The sequence below is a fragment of the Frigoribacterium sp. AC512 genome, from assembly GCF_979258295.1.
Genome location: NZ_OZ409850.1, coordinates 2,328,959 through 2,350,872, shown reverse-complemented (window position 1 = coordinate 2,350,872; position 21,914 = coordinate 2,328,959). Strand labels below are relative to the sequence as shown.

22 protein-coding genes and 1 tRNA gene are annotated in these 21,914 nt (G+C 73.6%); 14 read left to right on the top strand and 9 right to left on the bottom strand.

Features of this window, described 5'->3' with window-relative positions; translation table 11 throughout:
- Positions 1-128 precede the first annotated feature (128 nt).
- The 3 genes from ACZZ97_RS10690 to ACZZ97_RS10680 all read left to right on the top strand — a co-directional run bounded on the left by ACZZ97_RS10690 (position 129) and on the right by ACZZ97_RS10680 (position 3,376).
- Positions 129-1,379, top strand: a complete 1,251-nt coding sequence (locus ACZZ97_RS10690; RefSeq protein ID WP_463473128.1) for a sensor histidine kinase — start codon at positions 129-131, stop codon at positions 1,377-1,379.
- Positions 1,367-2,083 (top strand): response regulator, encoded by a 717-nt coding sequence (locus ACZZ97_RS10685; protein ID WP_399540277.1) that lies wholly within the window; start codon positions 1,367-1,369, stop codon positions 2,081-2,083. The genes ACZZ97_RS10690 and ACZZ97_RS10685 overlap by 13 nt, the downstream gene beginning before the upstream one ends.
- Before the next feature lie 192 nt (positions 2,084-2,275).
- On the top strand, positions 2,276-3,376 hold the full coding sequence (locus ACZZ97_RS10680) for a BMP family lipoprotein (protein WP_463473127.1): 1,101 nt from the start codon (positions 2,276-2,278) through the stop codon (positions 3,374-3,376).
- Between the two features lie 73 nt (positions 3,377-3,449).
- Here ACZZ97_RS10680 and ACZZ97_RS10675 read toward each other — a convergent pair whose 3' ends face one another.
- Together ACZZ97_RS10675 and ACZZ97_RS10670 are read right to left on the bottom strand one after the other, a co-directional pair.
- Complete coding sequence (locus ACZZ97_RS10675) at positions 3,450-4,760, bottom strand: amidohydrolase (protein ID WP_463473126.1); 1,311 nt, start codon at positions 4,758-4,760, stop codon at positions 3,450-3,452.
- 47 nt (positions 4,761-4,807) lie between these two features.
- The gene (locus tag ACZZ97_RS10670) at positions 4,808-5,698 is read right to left on the bottom strand and encodes a carbon-nitrogen hydrolase family protein (protein WP_463473125.1); all 891 of its coding nucleotides are present in this window, start codon (positions 5,696-5,698) and stop codon (positions 4,808-4,810) included.
- 100 nt (positions 5,699-5,798) lie between these two features.
- Between ACZZ97_RS10670 and ACZZ97_RS10665 the strand changes: the two genes are divergently transcribed.
- The 3 genes from ACZZ97_RS10665 to ACZZ97_RS10655 all read left to right on the top strand — a co-directional run bounded on the left by ACZZ97_RS10665 (position 5,799) and on the right by ACZZ97_RS10655 (position 8,108).
- Entirely contained in the window at positions 5,799-6,338 is a 540-nt protein-coding gene (locus ACZZ97_RS10665) for a 2-oxo-4-hydroxy-4-carboxy-5-ureidoimidazoline decarboxylase (RefSeq protein ID WP_463473124.1), read from the top strand.
- A gap of 76 nt (positions 6,339-6,414) precedes the next feature.
- A complete protein-coding gene (locus ACZZ97_RS10660) occupies positions 6,415-6,669 on the top strand; it encodes a glutaredoxin family protein (RefSeq protein WP_463473123.1) in 255 nt (84 codons plus the stop codon).
- Between the two features lie 80 nt (positions 6,670-6,749).
- Positions 6,750-8,108 carry a DUF418 domain-containing protein gene (locus ACZZ97_RS10655; RefSeq protein WP_463473122.1) on the top strand — a complete coding sequence of 453 codons (1,359 nt, stop codon included), beginning with the start codon at positions 6,750-6,752 and terminating at the stop codon, positions 8,106-8,108.
- Between the two features lie 135 nt (positions 8,109-8,243).
- Here the strand turns inward: ACZZ97_RS10655 and ACZZ97_RS10650 are convergent, their stop codons facing one another.
- Together ACZZ97_RS10650 and ACZZ97_RS10645 are read right to left on the bottom strand one after the other, a co-directional pair.
- Positions 8,244-9,209: an epimerase gene (locus ACZZ97_RS10650; RefSeq protein WP_463473121.1), complete on the bottom strand. Its 966-nt coding sequence runs from the start codon at positions 9,207-9,209 to the stop codon at positions 8,244-8,246.
- Positions 9,206-9,859 (bottom strand): DUF4166 domain-containing protein, encoded by a 654-nt coding sequence (locus tag ACZZ97_RS10645; protein WP_463473120.1) that lies wholly within the window; start codon positions 9,857-9,859, stop codon positions 9,206-9,208. The genes ACZZ97_RS10650 and ACZZ97_RS10645 overlap by 4 nt, the downstream gene beginning before the upstream one ends.
- A 35-nt stretch (positions 9,860-9,894) precedes the next feature.
- Between ACZZ97_RS10645 and ACZZ97_RS10640 the strand changes: the two genes are divergently transcribed.
- Positions 9,895-10,782: a sulfurtransferase gene (locus tag ACZZ97_RS10640; protein ID WP_463473119.1), complete on the top strand. Its 888-nt coding sequence runs from the start codon at positions 9,895-9,897 to the stop codon at positions 10,780-10,782.
- A 116-nt stretch (positions 10,783-10,898) separates the two neighbouring features.
- Here the strand turns inward: ACZZ97_RS10640 and ACZZ97_RS10635 are convergent, their stop codons facing one another.
- Positions 10,899-11,105 (bottom strand): YegP family protein, encoded by a 207-nt coding sequence (locus tag ACZZ97_RS10635; protein WP_123547974.1) that lies wholly within the window; start codon positions 11,103-11,105, stop codon positions 10,899-10,901.
- Between the two features lie 215 nt (positions 11,106-11,320).
- On the bottom strand, positions 11,321-11,761 hold the full coding sequence (locus ACZZ97_RS10630; RefSeq protein ID WP_463473118.1) for a hypothetical protein: 441 nt from the start codon (positions 11,759-11,761) through the stop codon (positions 11,321-11,323).
- A 465-nt stretch (positions 11,762-12,226) separates the two neighbouring features.
- Here ACZZ97_RS10630 and ACZZ97_RS10625 point away from each other — a divergent pair, with 465 nt between their 5' ends.
- Positions 12,227-15,943 carry an AAA family ATPase gene (locus ACZZ97_RS10625; protein WP_463473117.1) on the top strand — a complete coding sequence of 1,239 codons (3,717 nt, stop codon included), beginning with the start codon at positions 12,227-12,229 and terminating at the stop codon, positions 15,941-15,943.
- Positions 15,944-15,948: 5 nt separating this feature from the next.
- On the top strand, positions 15,949-16,191 hold the full coding sequence (locus tag ACZZ97_RS10620; protein WP_463473116.1) for a hypothetical protein: 243 nt from the start codon (positions 15,949-15,951) through the stop codon (positions 16,189-16,191).
- Between the two features lie 193 nt (positions 16,192-16,384).
- Here ACZZ97_RS10620 and mscL read toward each other — a convergent pair whose 3' ends face one another.
- From mscL to ACZZ97_RS10605, 3 genes are all read right to left on the bottom strand, one after another.
- The gene (mscL, locus tag ACZZ97_RS10615) at positions 16,385-16,894 is read right to left on the bottom strand and encodes a large conductance mechanosensitive channel protein MscL (RefSeq protein ID WP_314104182.1); all 510 of its coding nucleotides are present in this window, start codon (positions 16,892-16,894) and stop codon (positions 16,385-16,387) included.
- A 78-nt stretch (positions 16,895-16,972) separates the two neighbouring features.
- A complete protein-coding gene (locus tag ACZZ97_RS10610) occupies positions 16,973-17,344 on the bottom strand; it encodes an FmdB family zinc ribbon protein (RefSeq protein WP_314104184.1) in 372 nt (123 codons plus the stop codon).
- A gap of 39 nt (positions 17,345-17,383) precedes the next feature.
- On the bottom strand, positions 17,384-17,962 hold the full coding sequence (locus tag ACZZ97_RS10605) for a 5-formyltetrahydrofolate cyclo-ligase (RefSeq protein ID WP_314104186.1): 579 nt from the start codon (positions 17,960-17,962) through the stop codon (positions 17,384-17,386).
- A 66-nt stretch (positions 17,963-18,028) separates the two neighbouring features.
- Between ACZZ97_RS10605 and galU the strand changes: the two genes are divergently transcribed.
- The 5 genes from galU (at position 18,029) to ACZZ97_RS10580 (ending at position 21,830) form a co-directional block, all read left to right on the top strand.
- On the top strand, positions 18,029-18,922 hold the full coding sequence (gene galU / locus ACZZ97_RS10600; protein WP_314104189.1) for a UTP--glucose-1-phosphate uridylyltransferase GalU: 894 nt from the start codon (positions 18,029-18,031) through the stop codon (positions 18,920-18,922).
- Between the two features lie 11 nt (positions 18,923-18,933).
- Positions 18,934-19,581: a GNAT family N-acetyltransferase gene (locus tag ACZZ97_RS10595; protein WP_463473115.1), complete on the top strand. Its 648-nt coding sequence runs from the start codon at positions 18,934-18,936 to the stop codon at positions 19,579-19,581.
- Positions 19,582-19,692: 111 nt separating this feature from the next.
- A complete protein-coding gene (locus ACZZ97_RS10590) occupies positions 19,693-20,724 on the top strand; it encodes a hypothetical protein (protein WP_463473114.1) in 1,032 nt (343 codons plus the stop codon).
- A 75-nt stretch (positions 20,725-20,799) separates the two neighbouring features.
- A tRNA-Ala gene (locus tag ACZZ97_RS10585) sits at positions 20,800-20,875 on the top strand.
- A 109-nt stretch (positions 20,876-20,984) separates the two neighbouring features.
- Positions 20,985-21,830: a DUF4190 domain-containing protein gene (locus ACZZ97_RS10580; protein ID WP_463473113.1), complete on the top strand. Its 846-nt coding sequence runs from the start codon at positions 20,985-20,987 to the stop codon at positions 21,828-21,830.
- The last annotated feature ends 84 nt before the right edge of the window (positions 21,831-21,914 follow it).

Sequence of the window (21,914 nt, the reverse complement as noted above, 5' to 3'; positions counted from 1 at the left end):
ATGTTCCTGAGTCGTGCACGATGCAGGTGTCGCGCCACGACACTTCCTGAACGGTGCCGGGGCGCCGACCTCCCACCTCCGACCTTCGGTCGATCCCCGAGGAGGCGCCCGCTCCGTACCCTCGGAGCATGAGCACCGAGACCGCGACCGACGGCAGACCCCGTGGCTGGGCCCGCGCCTGGGGCGAGACGTGGCGCATGCTGGCCGCGCTCCTGTCGGGGGTCCTCATCTCCGTGACCGTCTGGTTCAGCGACCCTGCACTGCAGCAGGGCATGGGGGAGATGCGGTTCGGCCTGCTCGTGCTGCTCGACGTCGCCGTCGGCCTCACCGCCCTCGTGATCTTGCCCTTCCGTCACCGTGCCCCCTTGGTGCTCACGCTGTTCGTCGTGGCGATCACCGCCGTCTCGCCCCTCGGGCTCGGCGCAGGCGGCGTCATGCTCATCTCGCTCGCCACACGTCGCCGCGTCGGCGAGCTCGTGCCCGTGGCCGCGGTCTTCCTCGTCTCGGGAGTGCTCGCAGAGGCCTTCGTCTTCCGGTCCGCCGACGAGACGCCGCTGTGGCAGGTCACCATCGCGACGGCGGTCGTCGCCGCGCTGCTCGTCGTGATCGGCCTCTACATCGGCGGTCGTCGTGAGCTGCTGCGCAGCCTGCGCGAGCGCGCCCGCCTCGTCGAGGAGGAGGAGCACCTCCGCCTGGCCCAGGCACGCGACCACGAGCGCACCCGGATCGCCCGCGAGATGCACGACGTGCTCGCCCACCGGCTCTCGCTCGTCGCCCTGCACGCCGGGGCCCTCGAGTACCGCGACGACCTCGACCCGGCCGAGACGCGGGCCACCGCCGGCGTCATCCGGGAGAACGCCCGCACGGCGCTGACCGAGCTGCGGGACGTGCTCGGGGTGCTCCGCGAGCCCGGTCCCGACGGCGGCGCGGTGGCAGCTCCGCCCCAGCCGACCCTGGCAGGGCTGGACGAGCTGCTCGACGAGGCGCGGTCCGCGGGCACGGTCGTCCAGCTCGAGTCGTCGCTCCCGCCGGCCCTGACCGGCGGCCACAGCGACCCCGCGGCGGCGGACGGTCCGTCCGAGGAGGCGCCTCCCACGACGACGAGCCGGCACGCCTTCCGCATCGTGCAGGAGTGCCTGACGAACGCCCGCCGGCACGCCCCGGGGCAGCCGGTGACGGTGACGCTCGACGGGCGTCCCGGGGGCCAGCTCGTCGTCCGGGTGGAGAACTCCCTCGGGGCTGCCGGTGCGCGCGCCGTGCGCGGCGGCCACGGCCTCGACGGCCTGGGGGAGCGAGCCCGCCTCGCCGGCGGCACCCTGACCCTCGACTCGTCCGCGGGTCGCCACGTCGTGGAGGCGAGGCTGCCGTGGACCCGTTGACCCGCGCCTCCGCCCCGGTCCGTGTCGTTCTCGTCGACGACGAGAGGCTCGTCCGGACCGGGCTCCGCCTCATCCTCGGCGGCGAGCCGTCCGTCGAGGTGGTGGGCGAGGCCGGCGACGGCGTCGAGGCCGAGCACGTCATCGCCGAGACCCTCCCCGACGTCGTCCTGATGGACATCCGCATGCCCCGCCGTGACGGGCTCGCCGCGACCGAGCGAGAGCTCGCGCGTCGACCCGACCTCGCCGTCCTCGTGCTCACGACCTTCGACGCGGACGACATGGTGCTCGGGGCGCTGCGCCTCGGCGCCCGCGGGTTCCTGCTCAAGGACACCCCGCCGGCCGAGCTGGTGGCGGCGGTCCTCGCGGCGGCGCAGGGCCGGTCGACCCTGTCGCCGAGCGTGCTCGACCGCGTGATCGGGGCCGCGACCGCGTCCGTCCCCGTGCAGCCGGTCGACGGCAGCGCCGAGGAGGCGGCGGCCGCGGCCGACGAGGCCCGGTCCCGTCTCGCCCTGCTCACCGCCCGCGAGGCCGACGTCGTGCGCGGGGTCGTGCGCGGCCGCTCGAACGCGCAGATCGGCGCCGAGCTGTACGTCAGCGTCGCGACGGTGAAGACCCACCTCGGCCACGCGTACGACAAGCTCGGCGTCGACGGCCGGGTGCAGCTCGCCCTGCTGGCGCGGGCGGCTGGGCTCCCCGAGGACTGACGCCGCTCCTCCTCCGCCCCTGGTCGCCCGGGGCCCCGCGCGTCGCCTCGAGCCGTGGCCGTCGTCCCTCCCCAGGTCACGATTCGACACCGCCTGTCCCCGTGCACGGTCACGGCCCCGGTGCAGGACCGGGGGAGGTGCCATGATCTTCGGCAGAGCAGCGTCCGCTCGCCGTCCAGGAGGTCATCCGTCGTGTCTGTCCGTGCTGTCGTGCCCGTCCGCATCTCTCCCCGCTCCGTCCGTCCCCGCCTCCTCGGCGCCGCCGCCGGCCTGGCCGGGCTCGTCCTGCTGTCGGCGTGCGCGTCGGCACCGTCGACCGACGGGGGCGCCGCGACGGCCTCGGCCCACTGCGCCCGGATGGTGACCAACTCCGGCGGCCTCGAGGACCGCTCGTTCAACCAGTCGAGCTGGGCGGGGCTGCAGGCCGCCGAGGCCGACGGCGTCGCCGCGCAGGTGCTCGTCTCGACCTCCGAGACCGACCTGGCGCCGAACGTGACCCAGGCCGTCGAGTCCGGCTGCGGCTTCGTCCTGACCGTCGGCTACGAGCTGGCCGCCGCCACCCAGGAGCAGGCCGCGGCGAACCCCGACGTCGACTTCGCCATCGTCGACGAGACCGTCGAGGGCGACAACGTCAAGCCGATCCTGTTCGACACGGCGCAGGCGTCGTACCTCGCGGGCTACCTCGCGGCGGGCGTGTCGAAGACCGGCATCGTGGGCACCTTCGGCGGCGGCAACCAGCCGCCCGTCACGCTCTTCATGGACGGCTTCGCCCAGGGCGTCGACGCCTACAACGCCGCGCACGGCACGACGGTCAGCCTGCGCGGGTGGGACCAGGAGACACGCGACGGCTCGTTCACCGGCGACTTCGAGGACGTCGCCAAGGGCAAGCAGTCCGCCCAGGCGCTGATCGACCAGGGCGCCGACGTGATCATGCCCGTCGCCGGCCAGGTCGGCGAGGGCGCCGCCTCCGCCGCGCTCGACACCGGGGGAGTGAGCGTCATCTGGGTCGACAACGACGGCTACGACACCCTGCCTGAGGCCTACCGTCCGATCCTGCTGACCTCCGTGCTCAAGGACACCGAGCAGGCCGTGCGCGAGATCGCCGTGTCGACGACCGACGACAGCTTCACGAACGAGCCGTACGTCGGCACCCTCGAGAACGAGGGCGTGGGCCTCGCGCCGTTCCACGACCTCGAGTCGAGCGTGCCCGCCGACCTCGCCGCCGAGATCGACGCCCTGCGCGACCAGATCGTCGCGGGCACGGTCACGGTCGACTCGCCCGACGCCCCGTAGGCGACGGCCCGGTCACGGTGGGCGACGGTCCGGTCACGACGCCCGCGCTCCGCCGCCGCGCGCCCGCCGTGGCCTACGGCCGGCTGGCCCGCCGACCACGGGTGCGCCCGCCGCGTCCGGCGGCCGCTGCGGCAGCAGCCGCGACGAACCGCTCAGCCCGCTCGACGGTGCGGCCTCGACCCGCCGCCGCGTCCCACTCGTACACGGTGACGCCGCCGATCAGCACCTGCTCCGCACGGCTCATCACGTCGAGCGGGTCGCCCGACCAGATGACGACGTCGCCGTCGAGCCCGGGAGCCAGCGCCCCCACGCGGTCGTCGAGCCCGAGCATGCGTGCCGGGTTGATCGTCAGCGCCTCGAGCGCGACGACGGGGTCGAGCCCCTCCTTCACGGCGAAGGACGCCTGGTGCACCAGGAAGTTGATCGGCACGACCGGGTGGTCCGTCGTGATCGCGACCGTCACGCCGGCGCGGGCCAGGGCGGCGAGGTTCGCGATCGCCCGATCGCGCAGCTCGACCTTGGTGCGCGAGGTGAGCATCGGCCCGAAGATCACCGGGATGCCCTTCTCGGCCAGCACGTCGGCGAGCTTGTGCCCCTCGGTGCCGTGGTTGACGACGAGGCGGTAGCCGAACTCCTCCGAGAGCCTGATCGCCGTCGCGATGTCGTCGTGCCGGTGCACGTGCTGGTCCCAGACGAGGGTGCCGTCGAGCACGTCGGCGAGCGTCTCGAGCCGCAGGTCGCGCCGGAACGGCTCGCCCGCCGCCGCCGCCGCCGCGCGTGACGCCGCGTAGAAGCGTGCGTCCTCGAACGCCTGCCGCAGCACGTACGCGACGCCGAGCCGCGTCGAGGGCAGCGCGTCGCGGCTGCCGTAGACCCGCTTCGGGTTCTCGCCGAGCGCGGACTTGACGCTCACCGCCTCCGTGATCACCTGCTCGTCGATCGTGCGGCTGCCCCAGGTCTTGATCGCGACCGTGCGGCCGCCGATCACGTTGCCGCTGCCGGGCTTGACGACGACGCTCGTGACGCCGCCCGAGAGGGCGTCGCGGAACCCCTCGTCGTCGATGTCGATCGCGTCGATCGCCCGCACCCCGGCGGTGTTCGGGTCGGTCATCTCGTTGGTGTCGTTGCCGACGGGCCCGTTCGCCTCCTCGCTGATGCCGACGTGGCCGTGCGCCTCGACGAAGCCGGGCAGCACCCAGCGGCCCGTGGCGTCGACGACCCGGGCGGCCGAGGGCACCTCGACGTCGGAGGCGGCGCCCACCGCCTCGACCACGCCGTCGCGGATCAGCACCGTGCCGCCCTCGACGGGCTCGCCCACGACGGGAACCACGCGCCCGCCCGTGATCGCGACGACGACGGAAGGGGGCTGCGGAGGACGAGTCATGGACCCACCGTAGGCCCGCCCGCCGACACCCCCGAGGTGGTGCGGCGTCAGCCCTGCGGACGGCCCGCGACCGCGAAGCGCTGGTTCGCCAGCACGGGCAGGGTGCGCCGTGCCGCCGCGACCTCGTCCAGGTCGAGGTCGACGACGAGGAGCCCCGGCTCGGCCCCGAGCTCGGCGACCACGGCCCCGAACGGCGAGGCGACGAGGCTGTGCCCGACTCCGGTCGGCGACGCGCTCGCCGCCGCGGCCGTCGCCGCGCGCTCGGTCTCGGCGTCGCCCGAGGTCCTGGCCGCCGCCGCGACCGCCGCGGGGTCGGCCTGCCCGACGGCGACGACGAAGGTCGTGCTGTCGGCGGCGCGGGCGCGGGTCAGGAGCTGCCACTGGTCGACCTTGCCGGGCCCGTCGCCCCAGGACGCGGCGACGACGCTGACCTCGGCGCCCGACGCGGCGTTCGCGAGGAACAGCGCGGGGAACCGCACGTCGTAGCAGGTGGCCAGGCCCACGACGGCAGCACGGGCGGAGTCGCCGCCGCCCCCGACGGTCACGGTGACGGCCTCGTCGCCGCCCTCGACCGAGTCCGACTCCGCGTGGCCGAACGCGTCGAAGAGGTGCACCTTGTCGTAGCTCGCGGCCAGCTCGCCGCCCGGGCCGGCCACGAGCAGCGTGTTCCGCACCGTGCCGTCCTGCCCCGGCGTGAACGTGCCGACGACGATCGTGACGCCGAGCCGCCCGGCGAGGCCCCGCACGGCGGAGGCCCAGGGCCCGTCGAGCGGCTCGGCCGCCGCGGCGAGGTCGGAGCCGAACGCGGTCATGGCCGCCTCGGGGAACACGACCAGCTCTGCTCCCTCGGCTGCCGCCTCCTCGGCTGCCCGCTCGACCTCGCCGAGGTTGCGGGCCGGGTCACGGGTGCTCCAGATCTGGGCGAGGGCGATGCGCATTCGCCCAACCTAGCCACGCGCGCCGCCGCGCCGGGGCCGGGGCCGGCTGCGCGCGAGCCGCGCGGGGCCGGGCAGGCCGTCGCCGGATACAGTTCACGGCATGATCGACCTCCCCGAAGGCGAGCTGCGCGAGCGGCTGGCCACCGCCCTGTCCGTGCCGCGCTGGGTCGACGAGGTGGCCGGTCAGACGCCCTTCGACGACGTCGACGCCCTGATCGTCGTCGCGCGCCGCGCCGGGTCGCTCACGTCCGACGAGGTCGACCAGGCGCTCGAGCACCACGACCTCGTCGCCGAGCCCGCCACGGGCGACGCGGGCGCCGACGAGTACGGGCGTCGTGAGGAGCGCGCCTCCCACGAGACGGACGACCCCCAGCTCGTCAAGGCCCTGGCCGAGGGAGGCGCGGTGTACGAGGAGCGCTTCGGTCGCGCCTTCGTCATCCGCACCGCCGGGCGCAGCCGCGACGAGGTCGTCGCGGAGCTCGACCGTCGGCTCAAGCTCGACGACGAGGCCGAGAAGCAGGAGGTGGGGGCCCAGATGGTCGAGATCGCCGTCGTCCGCCTCCGCCAGGTCTTCGCGTCCCGCACGGCCGAGACGGGACGCGGCGCCGAGACGGCGTCGCCGGTGGGGCCGCTCGCCTGAACCGTTCGCGGTGGCCGTCTGCACGGGGGGAAGCGGGCCGGACGGACCCCGAGGGGGCCGAGCGTACGATGGGCGGATGTCCGACGCAGCCCTTGACCGCATCCTCATGTTCGGCGCCGAGTGGTGCCGTGACTGCCGCCGCTCGAAGGCCCTGCTCGACCGCGAGGGCGTGGCCTACGACTACGTCGACCTCGAGTCGGTCGACGACGGGGCCGACCGCGCGTTCGCGATCAGCGGCCGCACGCAGATCCCCGTGGTCGTGTTCCCTGACGGCAGCCACCTGGTGGAGCCGTCCGACGCCGAGCTCTCCGCCAAGCTGCCGCTCGACTGATCCCGGCCGATCGGCCTCGGCCGAGCGACCTCGGCCGACCGGCTGAGGTGCGGCAGCCGCCGATCCGACACGCTGGAGGCGTGACCTCGACACCGGATGCCGTCCCAGCCGCCGTCCCCTCGCCTCCCGCGCCGGCTCTGCCGGCGGCCCCGCCGGTCGGCCTCGGCGTCCCGACGGCCGGGCCAGCCGCCGGTGCTCCGGTCGCCTACAGCGGCCCCGTGGCCGCGGCCGGCCGATTCGTCGCCCCCGACCTGCTGCGCGGGATCGCCCTGCTCGGCATCGCGCTCGCGAACAGCGTGTACTACGTGACCGACCGTGTCACAGGCCCGCTGGCCCGTCCGGTCGACGGCAGCACGGGCGACCACGTGGCCGACGTCCTCGTCGGCACCTTCGTCGACAACCGCTCGTTCCCCCTCTTCACCCTGCTCTTCGCGTACGGCTTCACGGTGCTCGTGCAGCGCCAGGCGTCACGGGGCGTGCCGCGGGGCAGGGCCAGGGCGCTCCTCCTGCGGCGGAGCCTCTGGCTGAGCGTGTTCGGGGCCCTCCACGTCGTGTTCCTCTTCGAGGGCGACGTCCTGCTCAGCTACGGGCTGCTCGGGCTCGTCCTCGCCGCGATGTTCGCTGCGACCGACCGCGCGTTCCGGATCGTGGGCTGGTCGACCCTCGTGGTCTTCCTCGCGGCGGCCGGCCTGGACGGTCTCGCCGGTGGCGGCCCCGGGGGGATCGACGGCCTGCCCGTCGACGTCGGCACCGTCCTGGGCGACGCGCTCTGGCGTCTTCTCGCGTTGGTGGGGCTGGTCTTCACCGCGCCCTTCACCGTCGGCATGCTCCTGCCCCTCGCCGTGCTGGGCACGCTCCTCGGACGCCGCCGCGTCCTCGAGCGCCCTGCCGAGCACCTCCCTCTGCTGCGTCGTCTCGCGCTCGTCGGGTTCCCCGTCAGCGTGCTGGGCGCCCTCCCGCTCGTGCTCGCCACGGTCGGGGCCTGGCAGGCCGGTCCCGCCGTGCTGTACCTGCTCGGCGTCCTGCACGGCGCCACCGGAGTGGTCGGCGCCCTCGCCCTGCTGGGCCTCGTCGGCTGGTGGGTCGGTGCGAAGGAGGCGCGGACCGCCTCCGTGCTCGTCCCCGCCGCCGCGCCCGTGCGGGCGCTCGTCGCCGTCGGTCGGCGCTCGCTCACCTGCTACCTGCTGCAGTCGGTCCTCTTCGTGCTGCTGCTGAAGCCGTGGGCGCTCGGCCTCGGGGTCGGCGCGGGCACCCTGACGATCTCGCTGATCGCCGTCGGGGTCTGGCTCGTCACGGTCGTCGTCGCGGTGCTGCTCGAGCGCGTCGGCCGCCAGGGCCCCGCCGAGTGGGCGCTGCGTCGCCCCACCTACGGTCGGCCGGCTGCGCCGCCCTCCGCTCAGCGGCCCGCGGGCCGCACGGCGGGCCGTAGGGGACAGTGAGCCGTGGGGCAGGGGAAAAGGGACGCCGCCGGCGTGGGCCCACGCCTGCGGCGTCCCTTTTCGCCTCCGCAGCCCGTGTTCTGGCCGGGCCGAGCCGGGCCGGGCCGGCCGGGCGCGGCCGGGAGCGGCCGGCCCTCAGCGGCGGCGGCGCTCCGCGACGATCTGCTTGACGGCGGCGTCGAGGTGCGGGTGCACAAACTCGTAGCCGCCCTCGACCAGTCGCTCGGGCACGACCCAGCGGCTCTTGAGCACGAGCTCGGTCTCGGTCCGCAGCACGGCGGTGCCGAGCTCGAGCATCCAGCGCGTCGCGGGGAGCCCGATCGGCATGCCCACCGCACGGCGGACGATCCCCATCATCGTCCGGTCGTCGCTCGGGTTCGGCGACGACAGGTTCACGACCCCGTCGACGTCCTCGTGCTCACGCAGCCAGTCGATCGAGCCGAGCACGTCGTCGACGTGGATCCAGCTGAACTTCTGGCGCCCGCCTCCGGCGCCCTGGCGGTGGTGGGTCCCGGCCGCGAGCCGCGCCTTCGTCGCCGGCCAGGGGCCGTCGAGCTGCGGCCCGCCGAGGCCGACCCGAGCGAGGGCCATCAGCGGCACCAGGGCGCTGCCGTCGCCGAGGACGATCGCCATCCGCAGGGCGACACGGCGCGTGCCGGGCAGTTCGCCCTCGAAGAACTCGCGCTCCCAGCTCGTCGCGACGTCGACGGAGAAGCCCCGCCCGAGCTCGCCCGTCGACTCCGTCATCGCGCGGTCCTCGGCGTGCCGGTAGATCGTCGCGGTCGACGAGTTCAGCCAGAGCCGAGGAGGCGCGGCGCAGGCGAGCACCGCCTCCCTCAGCTCCCGGGTCGTCTCGACCCGCGACCGCATGATCTCGGCTCGGTTCGCCGGGCCGTAGCGGCAGTCCACGCTCTTGCCCGCGAGGTTGACGAGCAGGTCGGCGCCGTCGAGCAAGCGGGTGATCGCGGCCGTGTCGCCCCAGCGGGCGTCCGGGCCCGAGCGGCCGATCTCGCTGACGCGGGCGCCGCGGGCGCGCCACGCGGCGGCGAGGTGCTGGCCGATGAAGCCGGACGCCCCGGCGATGACGATGTGGTCGGTCACGATGTGGTTCCCCCTGTGTCGTCGGGCTCGACCGAGTAGTCGAAGTGGCCCGTGTACTCGTAGATCCGGCCGACGAGCGGCGCGTCGAGGGTCACCGAGACCCGTTGTCGGCCGACGGCCTCGTCGAACTCCTCGCGCAGCGACACCCGGGGCGACACGGCCGCGGGCACCGCGACGGAACGCCGGCCGACGCGCAGTCGCATCGTGCCCGACGTCATGGACAGGGCCCCGTCGCGGGCGTGCGCGACGAGGTCGGCCGACCAGCGCCTCCGGTGCCCCAGGTGGTCGACGAGCCCGGTCGACGACGCGGTCACGGCGTCGACCATGCGGCGCTCGCCGGACGCGAAGCGGAACGTGCGGACCGCCCTGACCACAGGAGCGCCCGAGTCGTCGACGCCGGGGCGGTTGGTCACGGTGAAGGGCACGTCGTGCTGCCAGGCGGCGAAGAGCACGCCCTGACGGCCGAGCACCCACAGCACGGGCCAGAGCCAGCGCCGAGGCGTGCCCGCCCGGGCGAAGACGCCCCGGCCGCGTCCGACGGAGCCGGCCGGGATCGCCCGGAAGTACGGCAGGAGGCGCGGGTGCAGCCCCGAGAGCGCCTCGCCCGCGGCGGCCTCCCACGGAGACTGCGGGGCGGGAGCGTCGGGCACGACCCGAGCCTAGGCCCGGCGGCTACCCTCGCGGCATGGACACCGCCGACACCGCCGACACCGCCGCTGGCGCCCCCGCGCCGCACCCCCTCGTCTCCGTCGCCGAGCTGAAGCAGTCGCTCCGGGGCGATCGCTCGCCGCGCCTCCTCGACGTGCGCTGGCGGCTGGACCGTCCCGACGGTCGGCCGGCGCACCGCGAGGGCCACCTGCCCGGTGCCGTCTACGTCGACCTCGGCTCCGAGCTCGCCGGGCACGGCGAGGCGCCGACAGCGGGGCGGCACCCGTTGCCGACGCCCGACGACCTGCAGGGGTCCGCCCGCAGCTGGGGGCTGCGCGAGGGCGAACCGGTCGTGGTCTACGACGACCTGGGCGGCCAGTCCGCGGCGCGGGCGTGGTGGCTGCTGCGGGCGGCCGGCCTCGCCGACGTGCGGCTGCTCGACGGCGGGCTCGGAGCGTGGACGGCGGCCGGCCTGCCGGTCGAGACCGGCGACGTGCGTCCGGAGCCCGGCGACGTCGTGCTCGGCTCGGGCCAGCTGCCCACCGTCGACGCCGAGGGGGCCGCCGCGTTCCCCGCGCACGGCACCCTCGTGGACAGCCGCGTCGGGGAGCGCTACCGCGGCGAGGTCGAGCCCGTCGATCCGCGGGCCGGTCACGTGCCGGGTGCCGTGAGCGTCCCGACCGCGGGCAACCTCGACGCCTCGGGCCTGTTCCTCGACGCGGACGCACTGCGCGCGAGGTACGAGGAGGCGGGCGTCCGGCCGGGCGAGCCCGTCGCGGTCTACTGCGGCTCGGGCGTCACCGCGGCGCACGCCGCCGTCGCGCTGACGGTCGCCGGCTACGACCCCGTGCTGTTCCCGGGGTCGTGGAGCGCGTGGTCGTCCGACCCCGGTCGCCCGGTCGCGACGGGTGCCGAGCCCGGCTGACTCAGGAACTCGCCCGGGTCTTCTCCTGACTCGTGCACGACTCAGGACGCAGGCTCCCCCCACCGCGCAGCTCAGGACTCGTCGTCATGAACGGAGGCGGGCGCCGGAGGCGCGGGTCAGTCGGCGTGCGTCGGCGAGGGCTCCAGGGTGCGGTCGTCGACGATCGCGTCGACGGCCGTGCGGCGCACGGAGTCGATCCCGTTGAGCGCGGACCCCTTCTGCCGGTACCCCTCCGAGGTCGCGATCACCTCGCCGTTCGCGGCGGTGAGCACGAAGCGGTACTCGCCCGACTCGCCCTGCGTGACGATGAACTTGCCGGCCATGGCGTCCTCCTCGCGTCCGGGGAGCGGCGTCTGCGCGCTCCGCGTCGCGTCAGCATAGGCAGCGCGTGTTTCGTCCGTGTCACGGGGTCGCGACACGACGCGGCGCGACGAGCGGCACCTGTCGCGACACGCACGAGGCCGCGGCGAGCGCGGCGGCAGCCCCCCGCTGCCGCCGCGCTCGCCGCGGCCTGGTCACCCGGCTGTGCCGGGGTCGGTCAGTCGCCGACGAGCACGCCGATCGCCGCCTTGAGCGTGTCGCGGTCACGACGGAGCTTGGCGACCTCGGCCTCGAGCTCCGCGACGCGATCGGCGGACGCCTGGTCGTCGCCGGCGCCGCCCTTGGCGCCGCTGCCGGGCGGACGACCGCGTCGGGGCGCCGGCGCGGCGGCCGGCTCCTCCTGCGCGTCACCGTCGGTGCGCACGGCCGAGCCGTCCTCGGCGGTGTCGGCCGCCTCCTCGGCGATGACGGACGCCGCGGGGGCGTTCGCCTTCTCCCAGGCGCGGATCCAGCCACGGAGCGACTGCTCGCCGACCTCGAACTGCTCGGCGGTCTCGCGGATGATGGCGCGGTTGCCGGGCTCCGCCTCGCGGCGCTCCAGGACGCGGGCGAGCGACTGCTCGCGCGTCTCGTCGGTGTACTTCTGCTCGAAGGGCATGTCGTTTCTCCGGTCGTGAGGAGGGCGGGGGAGCAGCCACGTGGTGACGGCGCATCCGTCGTCACCACAGGACCGTTGACGCCGACGGTACTGCACTCCCACCTCACCTGAGCAGATATAGATAGAAATATGTGATGACGAGCACGATCTCGCTCGTTCCGTGACCATGCGAGGCCTGCCGCGCCTTACACATGAGCCGACGCGGACGGCGCGTCACATATGAGGACGTGTCATCATGATGCGCCGAACGCGGCGCGCCACGCGTCGTACCACGTCCGATGACATGACCACACGTGTCGCGCGTCGATCGTGACGACGGAGACCACGGCCCGGCGCGCAGGAGGCGGTCGCCCAGTCGCCGCCGACCCGCCCGTCCTGAGGCGGATCACGGTGACGACGGCTTAAGGTGGCCGTGTGTGGCGCGCCGACAGACAGCATGACGACGACGACGACGGGACCAGTTCCGTGGCCGTCCCGACGGGCGCGCCCGGGGGAGCAGCGTCCCCCGGCACGGTGAGCCTCGGCGACCCCGGCCTCGCGGTCGGCAACGTGGCCGAGCCGTCCCGCACCGGGTGGCGCGACCAGCTCGGCGTCGTCGGCGGCACCTCCACCCTGCTGCACTTCGGCGACGAGCAGCGCGCCCGCATCGAGCTCAGCACCACCCACCCCGGTGGCCTCGCCCAGTTCATCACCGGCAAGACGACCCTGCTCTCGAGCCTCATCCGCGACGACCTCGCGCTCCGGACGGCCCGCGTCGCCGCCGGCGAGATCGCCGCGAAGGGCCTCGAGCTGAGCACCGTCCGCGGCATCGACGCCGTCCACCTCGCCATCGGCGTCGCCGCGTGGTCGTTCGCCGGCCGCGACCACCGAGCGCCCGTCCTGCTCCGCCCGCTCGCCATCCGGCGCCACGGCCGCGACTTCGAGGTCAAGCTGCTGGGCGAGCCGTTCCTCAACCCGGCGCTCTCCGACGCGCTGCACGACCAGTTCGACATCTCCCTCGACGCCGACGCGTTCGTCGCGCTCGCCAGCCGCGAGGGCGCGTTCACGCCCAACCCCGTGATCGACCGCCTCCGTGGCCTCACGGCGCACCTCGACTGGTTCACCGTGCAGCCACGCCTCGTGGTGTCGACCTTCGCCGAGGTCTCGACCGAGATGGCGCTGGACGCCCGCGAGCTCGGCCACCCCGTGCTCGACGCGCTCGGCGGCAACGCCATGGCGATCCGCCAGGTGCAGGAGGGGTACCGCCCGACCACCGCGACGCCCCAGGACGAGCGCAGCCCCGAGACCGACACCCTGCTGCTCGACGCCGACCCCGAGCAGGAGAACGTCGTCGCGCAGATCGCGGCCGGCGCCTCGGTCGTGGTCAAGACGCTGCCGGGCACCGGCGGCACGCAGACCATCGTCAACGCGATCGGGCGACTCGTGTCGCAGAACAAGCGGGTGCTCGTCGTCAGCGCTCGCCGCGCCTCCCTGCGGGGCATCACCGCCCGCCTCGCCGACATCGGCCTGCCCGGCGTCGCCGTGTCGCCGACCACGCTGCGCCGCGACGTCATCCGCGCCATCAGCCGCGACGAGAAGGCCACCCACCCGCAGATGGGCGAGGTCGACGACGCGCTCGTGCGCCTCCGCAAGGTGCTCGTCGACTACCGCGGCGCCCTGAGCCGACGTGACGACGGACTCCGCGTCTCGGTGCTCGACTGCCTCACCGAGCTGTCGCGGCTCGCCCTGCTGCCCGCGCCTCCCGCGACCACTGCGCGCCTCAGCCGCCGCAGCGTCGAGGCGATGGTCGACGGCCGTCGCCGCGTCGCCGAGACGATGGTCAACGCCGCCAACCTCGGCGAGTTCCGCTACGGCCCGGGCGACTCGCCCTGGTACGGCGCCCGGTTCACCGACTCCTTCGGCGCCGGCGACGCCCACCAGCTCGCCAAGAACCTGCACCACCGCGACCTGCCCCGCCTGCTCGAGCGAGCGCAGGAGGTGATCGGCAGCACCCGGATGCGCCCCTTCGAGTCGGTGGCCGAGCTGGGCGTCTACCTGCGCCTCCTCATCGAGATCCGCGACACGCTCGACAAGTTCCAGCCCGTGGTCTTCGACCGCTCCGTCGCCGAGCTCGTCGCGGCGACCGCGCCGAAGCGCGAGGCGCCCGACATGTCGAGCGCCAACCGTCGTCGCCTCAAGAAGCTCGCGAAGGAATACGTGCGGCCCGGGGTGCACATCGCCGACCTGCACAGCGCCCTGCAGCGCATCCAGCAGCAGCGCATCGCGTGGCAGCGCTACGTGGTCGCGGGCACGCCGCCCGAGGTGCCCACGGGCATCGCCGACGCGCACGTGCTGCACCAGCAGGTCAGCCAGGACCTCGAGCGCCTCGACTCGCCCCTGGGCCTACGGGGCGACGACAGCCTCACCCAGATCGGCGTCGCCGAGCTGGGTCCGAGGCTGCGCGACCTCGCGGCCGAGAGCGACGTGCTGCAGAACCTGCAGGAGCGCACCGAGCTCATGACGACCCTGCGCGACCTCGAGCTGGCGCCGCTCATCACCGACCTCGCGAACCGCCACGTGCCCGAGCAGCAGGTCGCCGCCGAGCTCGAGCTCGCCTGGTGGCGCTCGGCCCTCGAGTCGTTGCTCGAGGCCGACCGTGCCCTGCTCGGCGCCAACACCGCCATGCTCGACCGGCTCGAGGCCGACTTCCGGCTCGTCGACGAGGCTCACGCGGCAGGCAGCGCCCAGCTGCTCGGCTGGCAGCTCGCCGAGAACTGGAAGATCGGTCTCGTCGACTGGCCGGAGGAGGCGTCGGCCCTCAAGGCGCTGCTGCGCCAGCCGCACCTCACCGCCCGCCTGCTGCACGACGCCGCGCCGCACCTGTCCCGCGCCATCGCCCCCGTCTGGCTGGCCTCGCCCTACGAGGTGCACACCATCGCCGACACGGTGCCGTTCGACACGGTCGTGCTCGTCGACGCCGGCGCGACGACCATCGCCGAGAACGTCGGGGCGATCCGCCGTGGCAAGCAGACGGTGGCCTTCGGCGACCCGGTGACGCAGACGCCGTCCGAGTTCGACATCGCCGTGACGCCGGGCAAGCAGCCGCCTCGTCACGACGAGGCTGAGCTCGACGCCCTGCACGCCGACAGCGCCCTCGCCCGCCTGTCCACCCTGCTGCCGACCCTGTCGCTGACCCGCAGCTACCGCGCCGGCGGAGAAGACCTGGCCGAGCTCGTCAACCGCCGCTTCTACGGCGGGCGCATCGAGTCGCTGCCCTGGGCCGGCAGCTTCCTCGGGCACGGCAGCATCGCGCTCGACTACGTCTCCGGCGGCACGGCCGTGCCCGACCCCGAGTCGGGCGCCGTCGAGAGCGTCGACGCCGAGGTCGACCGCGTCGTCTCGCTCGTCGTCGAGCACGCGCGCACCCGGCCGGCCGAGTCGCTCATGGTCATCACCGCGAGCGCGAAGCACGCCGTGCGCGTGCAGCAGGCCGTCCTCACGGCGGTGTCCGGCCACAAGGACCTGACGGAGTTCGTCGTCGGCGACCGGGGCGAGCCGTTCATGGTCGCGACGCTCGAGCAGAGCGTCGCGCAGAGCCGCGACCACGTGATCTTCTCCATCGGCTACGGACGCACCCCGCACGGACGCGTCCTCAGCGACTTCGGGCCCCTCGGACAGCCCGGCGGGGAGCGCCTGCTCGCCGTCGCGATGACCCGCGCCCGTCGATCGATGATCATCGTCACCTGCTTCCAGCCCGACGACATCGACGGCGGACGCATGGGACACGGCACCGTCGCGCTGTCCGAGATCCTGACCGAGGTCCAGGCCCGCACGAGCGCCGAGCACGTGCCGGACGACTCCGACCCGATGCTCGTCGACCTGGCACGGCGCCTCGAGGCGAAGGGCATCCCCGTCGCGCTCGGGCACCGCGGCAAGCTGGGCCTGGTCGCCGCGCACGACGGCGTCTGCGTGACGATCGAGACGGACACGACGCTGTCGCGCACGAGCCTCCGCGAGTCGCTGCGGGCGCGGCCGGAGACGCTGCGCCGCCTCGGCTGGCACTACGTCCGGGTCCACGCCTTCCAGCTGTTCACCGATCCCGACTCCGTGGCCGCACGGGTCGCCGAGGTGCTCGGCATCGACGGGTCGCGCACGCAGGAGGTGCCGACGCTGTCGGCCCGCCAGCACGTCAACCGGCTCTGACCGCGATGACGAGCGCACGCGACCCCGGCGAAGGTCACGCAGGAGGCGCGGGTCGGCCCGCCGACGACCCTGCGGTCGTCGAGACGGTCGCGTCGGCCCCGCTCGTGGTGCGGCGTCGCGGCGGGCGTCGGGTCTCGACCGACCCGGTGCCCGGCAGCGATCCTGCCCCCGCACCCGAGCCTCCTCGGCACGCGTCCGGGGAGAACGACCGTCAGCTCCGCGACGACGTGCCGCCGCACTGGGGCTGACCCCGGCTCAGGGTCTGATGTCGGCGGGTTCCCGTCGCCGACGGCTGGTCAGCGCCCACCCGCCGCGGGCCGCGGGAACCCGCCGCCCGCAACGCCCGCCGCCGCCCGCAACGGCCGCCCGCCGCCCGCGACGACGGCCCGCCGCTCCCGGCGAGGGAGGGGCGGGCCGTCGTCGTCGTGCGGGGCCGGGGGCCTAGCGGCTGCCGAGCGGTCCGTTCCCCACGCCGATGCTGCCGCTCGGCGTCGGGTCGGCGGCGTGGCTGCCGTGACCGGCGACGCCGGACTCGATGCCCGACTGCGCCCGCAGCAGGTCTCGGATCTCGCTCAGCAGCTCGACGTCGGTCGGCGGCACGTCCGCCGGCGGCACGGTCTCGTCCGACTGCTTCGCGAAGGTGCGCTTCAGCAGGCTGTTCACCGGGAGCACGAGGCAGAAGTAGACCACGGCGGCGATGATCAGGAAGTTGATCAGCGCGCCGATCACGGCGCCGAACTTCAGCTCGGCGTCGGCACCGCCGCTCACCGTGGGGATGCTCACGACGAGCGCCTCGTCGAGCATCGACGCGTTGAACGCCGCACCGATCAGCGGGTTGAAGATGTTGGTCACGAGCGAGGTGACGATGGCGGTGAACGCGGCTCCGATGACCACGGCGACAGCCAGGTCGATCACGTTGCCGCGCAGGACGAATTCTTTGAAGCCCTTCACAGGTGCGCTCCTTCGGGTCGAGGGTGGTCGTCGTCGCCGACAACTCAACCACTCCTCGCCCGGCCGCGCAGGCCGGAGTCAGGAGGAGGAGCTGGAGCTCCCCGACGAGGAGCCGCCCGAGGACGAGCCCGACGACCCGCTCGAGGACGTGCCCGACCCGGCGGACGACGCGCCACCTCCTGCGCTCTTCTCCTTCGCGCCCGACGACTTCGTGTCGGACGACGACGACGAGGAGGACGACTGACCGGCCGCAGAGCTGCCGCTCCCGCCCCCGCCCCGCGAGTCGGTGCGGTAGAAGCCCGACCCGTTGAAGGTGACGCCCACGGGGCTGAACACCTTGCGGAGCGTGCCCTGGCAGACGGGGCAGACGGTCAGCGAGTCGTCGGTGAACGACTGGACGACGTCGAAGGCGTTGCCGCACTCGGTGCAGCGGTACGAGTAGGTGGGCACGGGCGTCCTAGCTGTGGGTCGAGGAGGCGGTCGGCGAGCTCAGAACTCGTGGATGCCGCTGGGGGTGACGACGCCGTCGACGGGCTGGTCGTGACGCTCGTGCGGCACCTGCTCCACGTACTCGGAATCGAACACCACAGCATAGACCGGCGGTCGCTTCTCCATCGATCCGAGGGTCTTGTCGAAGTAGCCGCGGCCCCAGCCCATCCGCATCCCCGTGTGGTCGATGGAGGCGGCCGGAACGATGATGAGGTCGACGTCGTTGATCGCCATCGGGCTGAGCACCTCGCCGACCGGCTCGGGCAGGTCGAACAGCCCGAGCGTCTCCGTCTCGCCGTCGCCGACGGCCCAGTCGAGCAGCCCGTCGGGACGGGAGATGGGGAACAGGACGCGGACGTCGTTCTCGTAGGCCCAGTTGAGGAACGGGCGGGTGTTCGGCTCGTCCGCGGTGGAGAGGTAGGCCGACACCGACCGGACGGAGAGCCCCGAGGCGAGGTCCACCAGGTGCCTCGTCAGGCCTGCGGTCGCCTGGTCACGAGCGTGGTCGCCCTGGTTCCGGCGCCGCTGTCGCAGCTCCGCCCGGAGTGCGCGCTTGGCGTTGCCGACCTCGTCCGTCATGTCCCCGATGGTACGGGCACGAAATGTGCCCCCCGCGGAACGCCGCGGGTGGATACGCTGAGCGGCATGGGCTTCACGATCAGCAAAGCAGTCATCCCCGCCGCCGGCCTGGGTACCCGATTCCTCCCCGCGACCAAAGCAATGCCTAAGGAGATGCTCCCCGTCGTCGACAAGCCGGCGATCCAGTACGTCGTCGAGGAGGCCGTCAACGCCGGCCTCACCGACGTGCTGATGATCACGGGCCGCAACAAGAACGCGCTCGAGAACCACTTCGACCACGTCAGCGAGCTCGAGGAGACGCTGAAGAAGAAGGGCGACCACGACAAGCTCGCCAAGGTCAACCAGTCGACCGACCTCGCCGACATGCACTACGTGCGTCAGGGCGACCCGTTGGGCCTCGGCCACGCGGTGCTCCGCGCCAAGATGCACGTCGGTCGCGAGCCGTTCGCCGTCCTGCTCGGCGACGACATCATCGACGCCCGCGACCCGCTGCTGACGCGCATGGTCGAGGTGCAGGGGCAGAAGAACGCCACCGTGATCGCCCTGCTCGAGGTCGACCCCTCGCAGACCCACCTCTACGGCATCGCCACGGTCGAGGAGACCGACGAGGAGGACGTCGTCAAGGTCACCGGCCTGGTCGAGAAGCCGGCACAGGGCGAGTCGCCCTCGAACCTGGCCATCATCGGCCGCTACGTCATCCGGCCCGAGGTCTTCGACGTGCTCGAGAAGCAGGAGCCGGGCAAGGGCGGCGAGATCCAGCTGACCGACGCTCTCATGAAGATGGCCGGCGCAGAAGAGTGGACCGGCGGCGTGTACGGCGTCGTCTTCCGCGGCCGTCGGTACGACACGGGCGACAAGCTCGACTACATCAAGGCCATCGTGCAGCTCGCGAGCGACCGGGAGGACCTCGGCGACGAGCTCCGCCCGTGGCTCAAGGAGTTCACGGCAGGGCTGGAGTAGGCGACCACCACGTGAGCAGCATCCCCACGCTGGCGGAGGGGCGGGTCGTCATCCGGCCTCTCCGCCTGCGTGACACCCGCGACCTCGACCAGGCGCTGGCCGAGAACCGCTCGTGGCTCCGGCAGTGGGAGGCCACCAACCCGAATGGGTTCACCAGCCACGACGTCCGCGGCAGCATCCGCTCCCTCCAGGTGAACGCCCGCGCCGGCCTCGGCCTCCCGTTCGCGATCGAGCTCGACGGTGGCTTCGTCGGGCAGCTCAACGTCAGCGGCATCACCTACGGCTCGCTCGGCTCGGCGACGATCGGCTACTGGGTCACGCAGTCGGCAGCCGGGAACGACGCGACCCCGATCGCCGTCGCGCTGGCCACCGACCACTGCTTCCGTGCCCTCGGCCTGCACCGGATGGAGATCTGCATCCGTCCCGAGAACGGTCCGAGCCTCCGCGTGGTCGAGAAGCTCGGCTTCCGCTACGAGGGGCTCCGGCGCCGCTACATCCACATCAACGGCATGTGGCGTGACCACTTCTGCTTCGCGCTGGTGGCCGAGGAGGTGCCCGAGGGCGTCCTGCACCGGTGGCGGTCGGGCACGGTCCCGGTCGGACAGGGCAGCGTGCCGGCCGAGGCGCTCGCCGACGCCGAGCGGCAGCTGCCGCTCTAGGCGGGTCTGCGGGGGATCTGGCCCGATCTGGCCTGGATCTGCGCAGAACCGGGCGAGACACACCCCGCGACATGGCCGACGCGCCGTGCCCCCGCTCATACCCTCGTCAGCATGGACATCGGGTCGTGGGGCGGGGGCCTCGTGCTGGCGCTCGTCGCCGTGCTCTGGCTCGTCTACCTCGTGCCCACCTGGCAGCGCCGACGCGAGTACCTCGCCACCGAGCGGAACGCCGTGCGCCTGCAGCAGACCCTCCGCATCCTCGCCCAGACCGCCGAGCTGCCCGAGGAGGTGCGGATCGAGGCCAACGCCCGGTCCGTCGCCGACGCGCAGCGCATCCTCGCCCGCGAGGAGACGAAGCGGGAGGCCCTCCGCCGGGCCCACGAGGCGGCACGTCAGCGCGCCGTCACCCGCGAGCTCGCGGCCGCCGCGCCCGTCCTCCGCGCGGCCGACCACGATCCCGCGCTCGCCGCCCGCCGCCTCCGTCGTTCTCGTCTCGTCTCGACCGTCGTGCTCGTGCTCGGCGTCGTCGCGATCGTCGCGGGCATCGCGACCTCGTTCTGGGTCGCCTCGATCGCGGGGCTCGCATTCGGGGCCGGAGCGGTCGCGATGCTCGCCCAGCTCGCCGCGGTGTCACGGGCGCGGGCGCGTCGTCAGGTCGCCTCCGCTCCTCGCGTGGGCCAGCCCCTCAAGGACTTCTCCTCGTCGCTCGCCGACCCCGAGGCAGAGGTCGAGGCCGAGTCGAGGGAGTGGACCCCGGTCCCCGTGCCCACGCCCCTGTACTTGCGACGGGGACGCCAGCGACCTGCCGCCCGGCCTGCAGCAACCGTGTCGGCTCTCGCCGCGGAGTCGCCCGCGGACGATCTTCGACGTCAGTCGGAGCGCTCCGTCCAGGCGCTGAGGGAGTCCCAGCGGGCACAGCACCAGGCGCTGCGCGAGGCCGCTCGGGCCGAGGCGGCCCTCTCCGCACCCCGGGCGGTGCCGGCGCCCGCGACGCCGAGGGCACCCGCCGCGCAGCCGGCAGCTGCGTCCCCGCCGCCGCCTCCCGCCGCTCCCAGCCGCTTCGCGCGCATGGGCATCGTCGACGACCTCGGCGAGCCGAGCTTCAGTCTCGACGAGGCGCTCGAGCGGCGCCGCGCGGTCTGAGCCGCCTCGAGGAGGCGGGCGTCGCGTCGATTCGGACCGGCGCCTCCTCGGGTGCTATCGTTGCGGAGCAGGTCTGGGGCTATGGCGCAGTTGGTAGCGCGTCTCGTTCGCAATGAGAAGGTCAGGGGTTCGAATCCCCTTAGCTCCACCAGAAGTGCGTCATCACGAAGGCCCTCCCCGGCGGGAGGGCCTTCGTCGTGTCGGGGATCGCCCCCAACGGGGGTCCATGAGTGCACCGAATTCACGGCATACTCTTAGAAATGAGCATTCCGCAGCCTCCCTCCGATCCTCAGCAGCCGACCTACCAGCCCGACCCCTCCGCTCCCGGTGCCGGCGCGCCTCCGGCGGGCTACCCGTACCAGGCTCCTGCCTACGGCCCGCCCCCCACCGCGCCCCAGAACACCGGAGGCAACGGCCTCGCGATCGCCTCCGTCGTGCTCGGCGGCGTCGGCCTGGTCCTGTCCTGGATCTTCCTCGGCGGGATCCTGGCGCTCGTCGGGCTCGTCCTCGGCGTCGTCGCCCTCGTGAAGAAGCGCGGCTCGCGCCTCCTCGCGATCATCGGCACGGCCGTCTCCGCCCTCGCCCTCGTCATCTCGGTCATCGTCACGATCGTCACGTTCATCGCGGCCGCCTCGGCGATCGACCAGATCAACGAGTCCCTCGAGTCGACGTCCGTCTCGCAGTCGCCCGCCGCCGAGGCCGAGGACGACGCCGCCGAGACGACCACCGAGAACGTGGCGTTCGGCGAGACGGTCACCTACGACGACGGCCTGGCCGTCACCGTCTCCGCGCCCGAGACCTTCACCCCCGGCGAGTACGCCGCCGGTGCTGACCAGGCCGCGAACGTCGTCTTCACGATCACGATCACCAACGGCACCGACAAGAACTTCGACCCGACCCTCGCGTACCCGTCCGTCGCCTCCAGCGGCGTCGAGGCGTCGAGCGTCTACGACTCCGACCAGTCGCTCGACCAGCCCAGCACCGCCGTCCCCGCCGGCCAGTCGGTCACGTGGCGCAGCGCCTTCTCGGTCGCCGACCCCGCGCAGCTGATCCTGGAGCTCAGCCCCGGCCCGTTCGAGTACGACTCGATCGTCTACCAGAGCTGACGCCAGCTCGCCGCAGCACCCGTGCCGCTCGCCCTCCGGGGCGGGCGGCACTGCTGTTCTCGGGCCGCCGAGGGTGCATGCAGC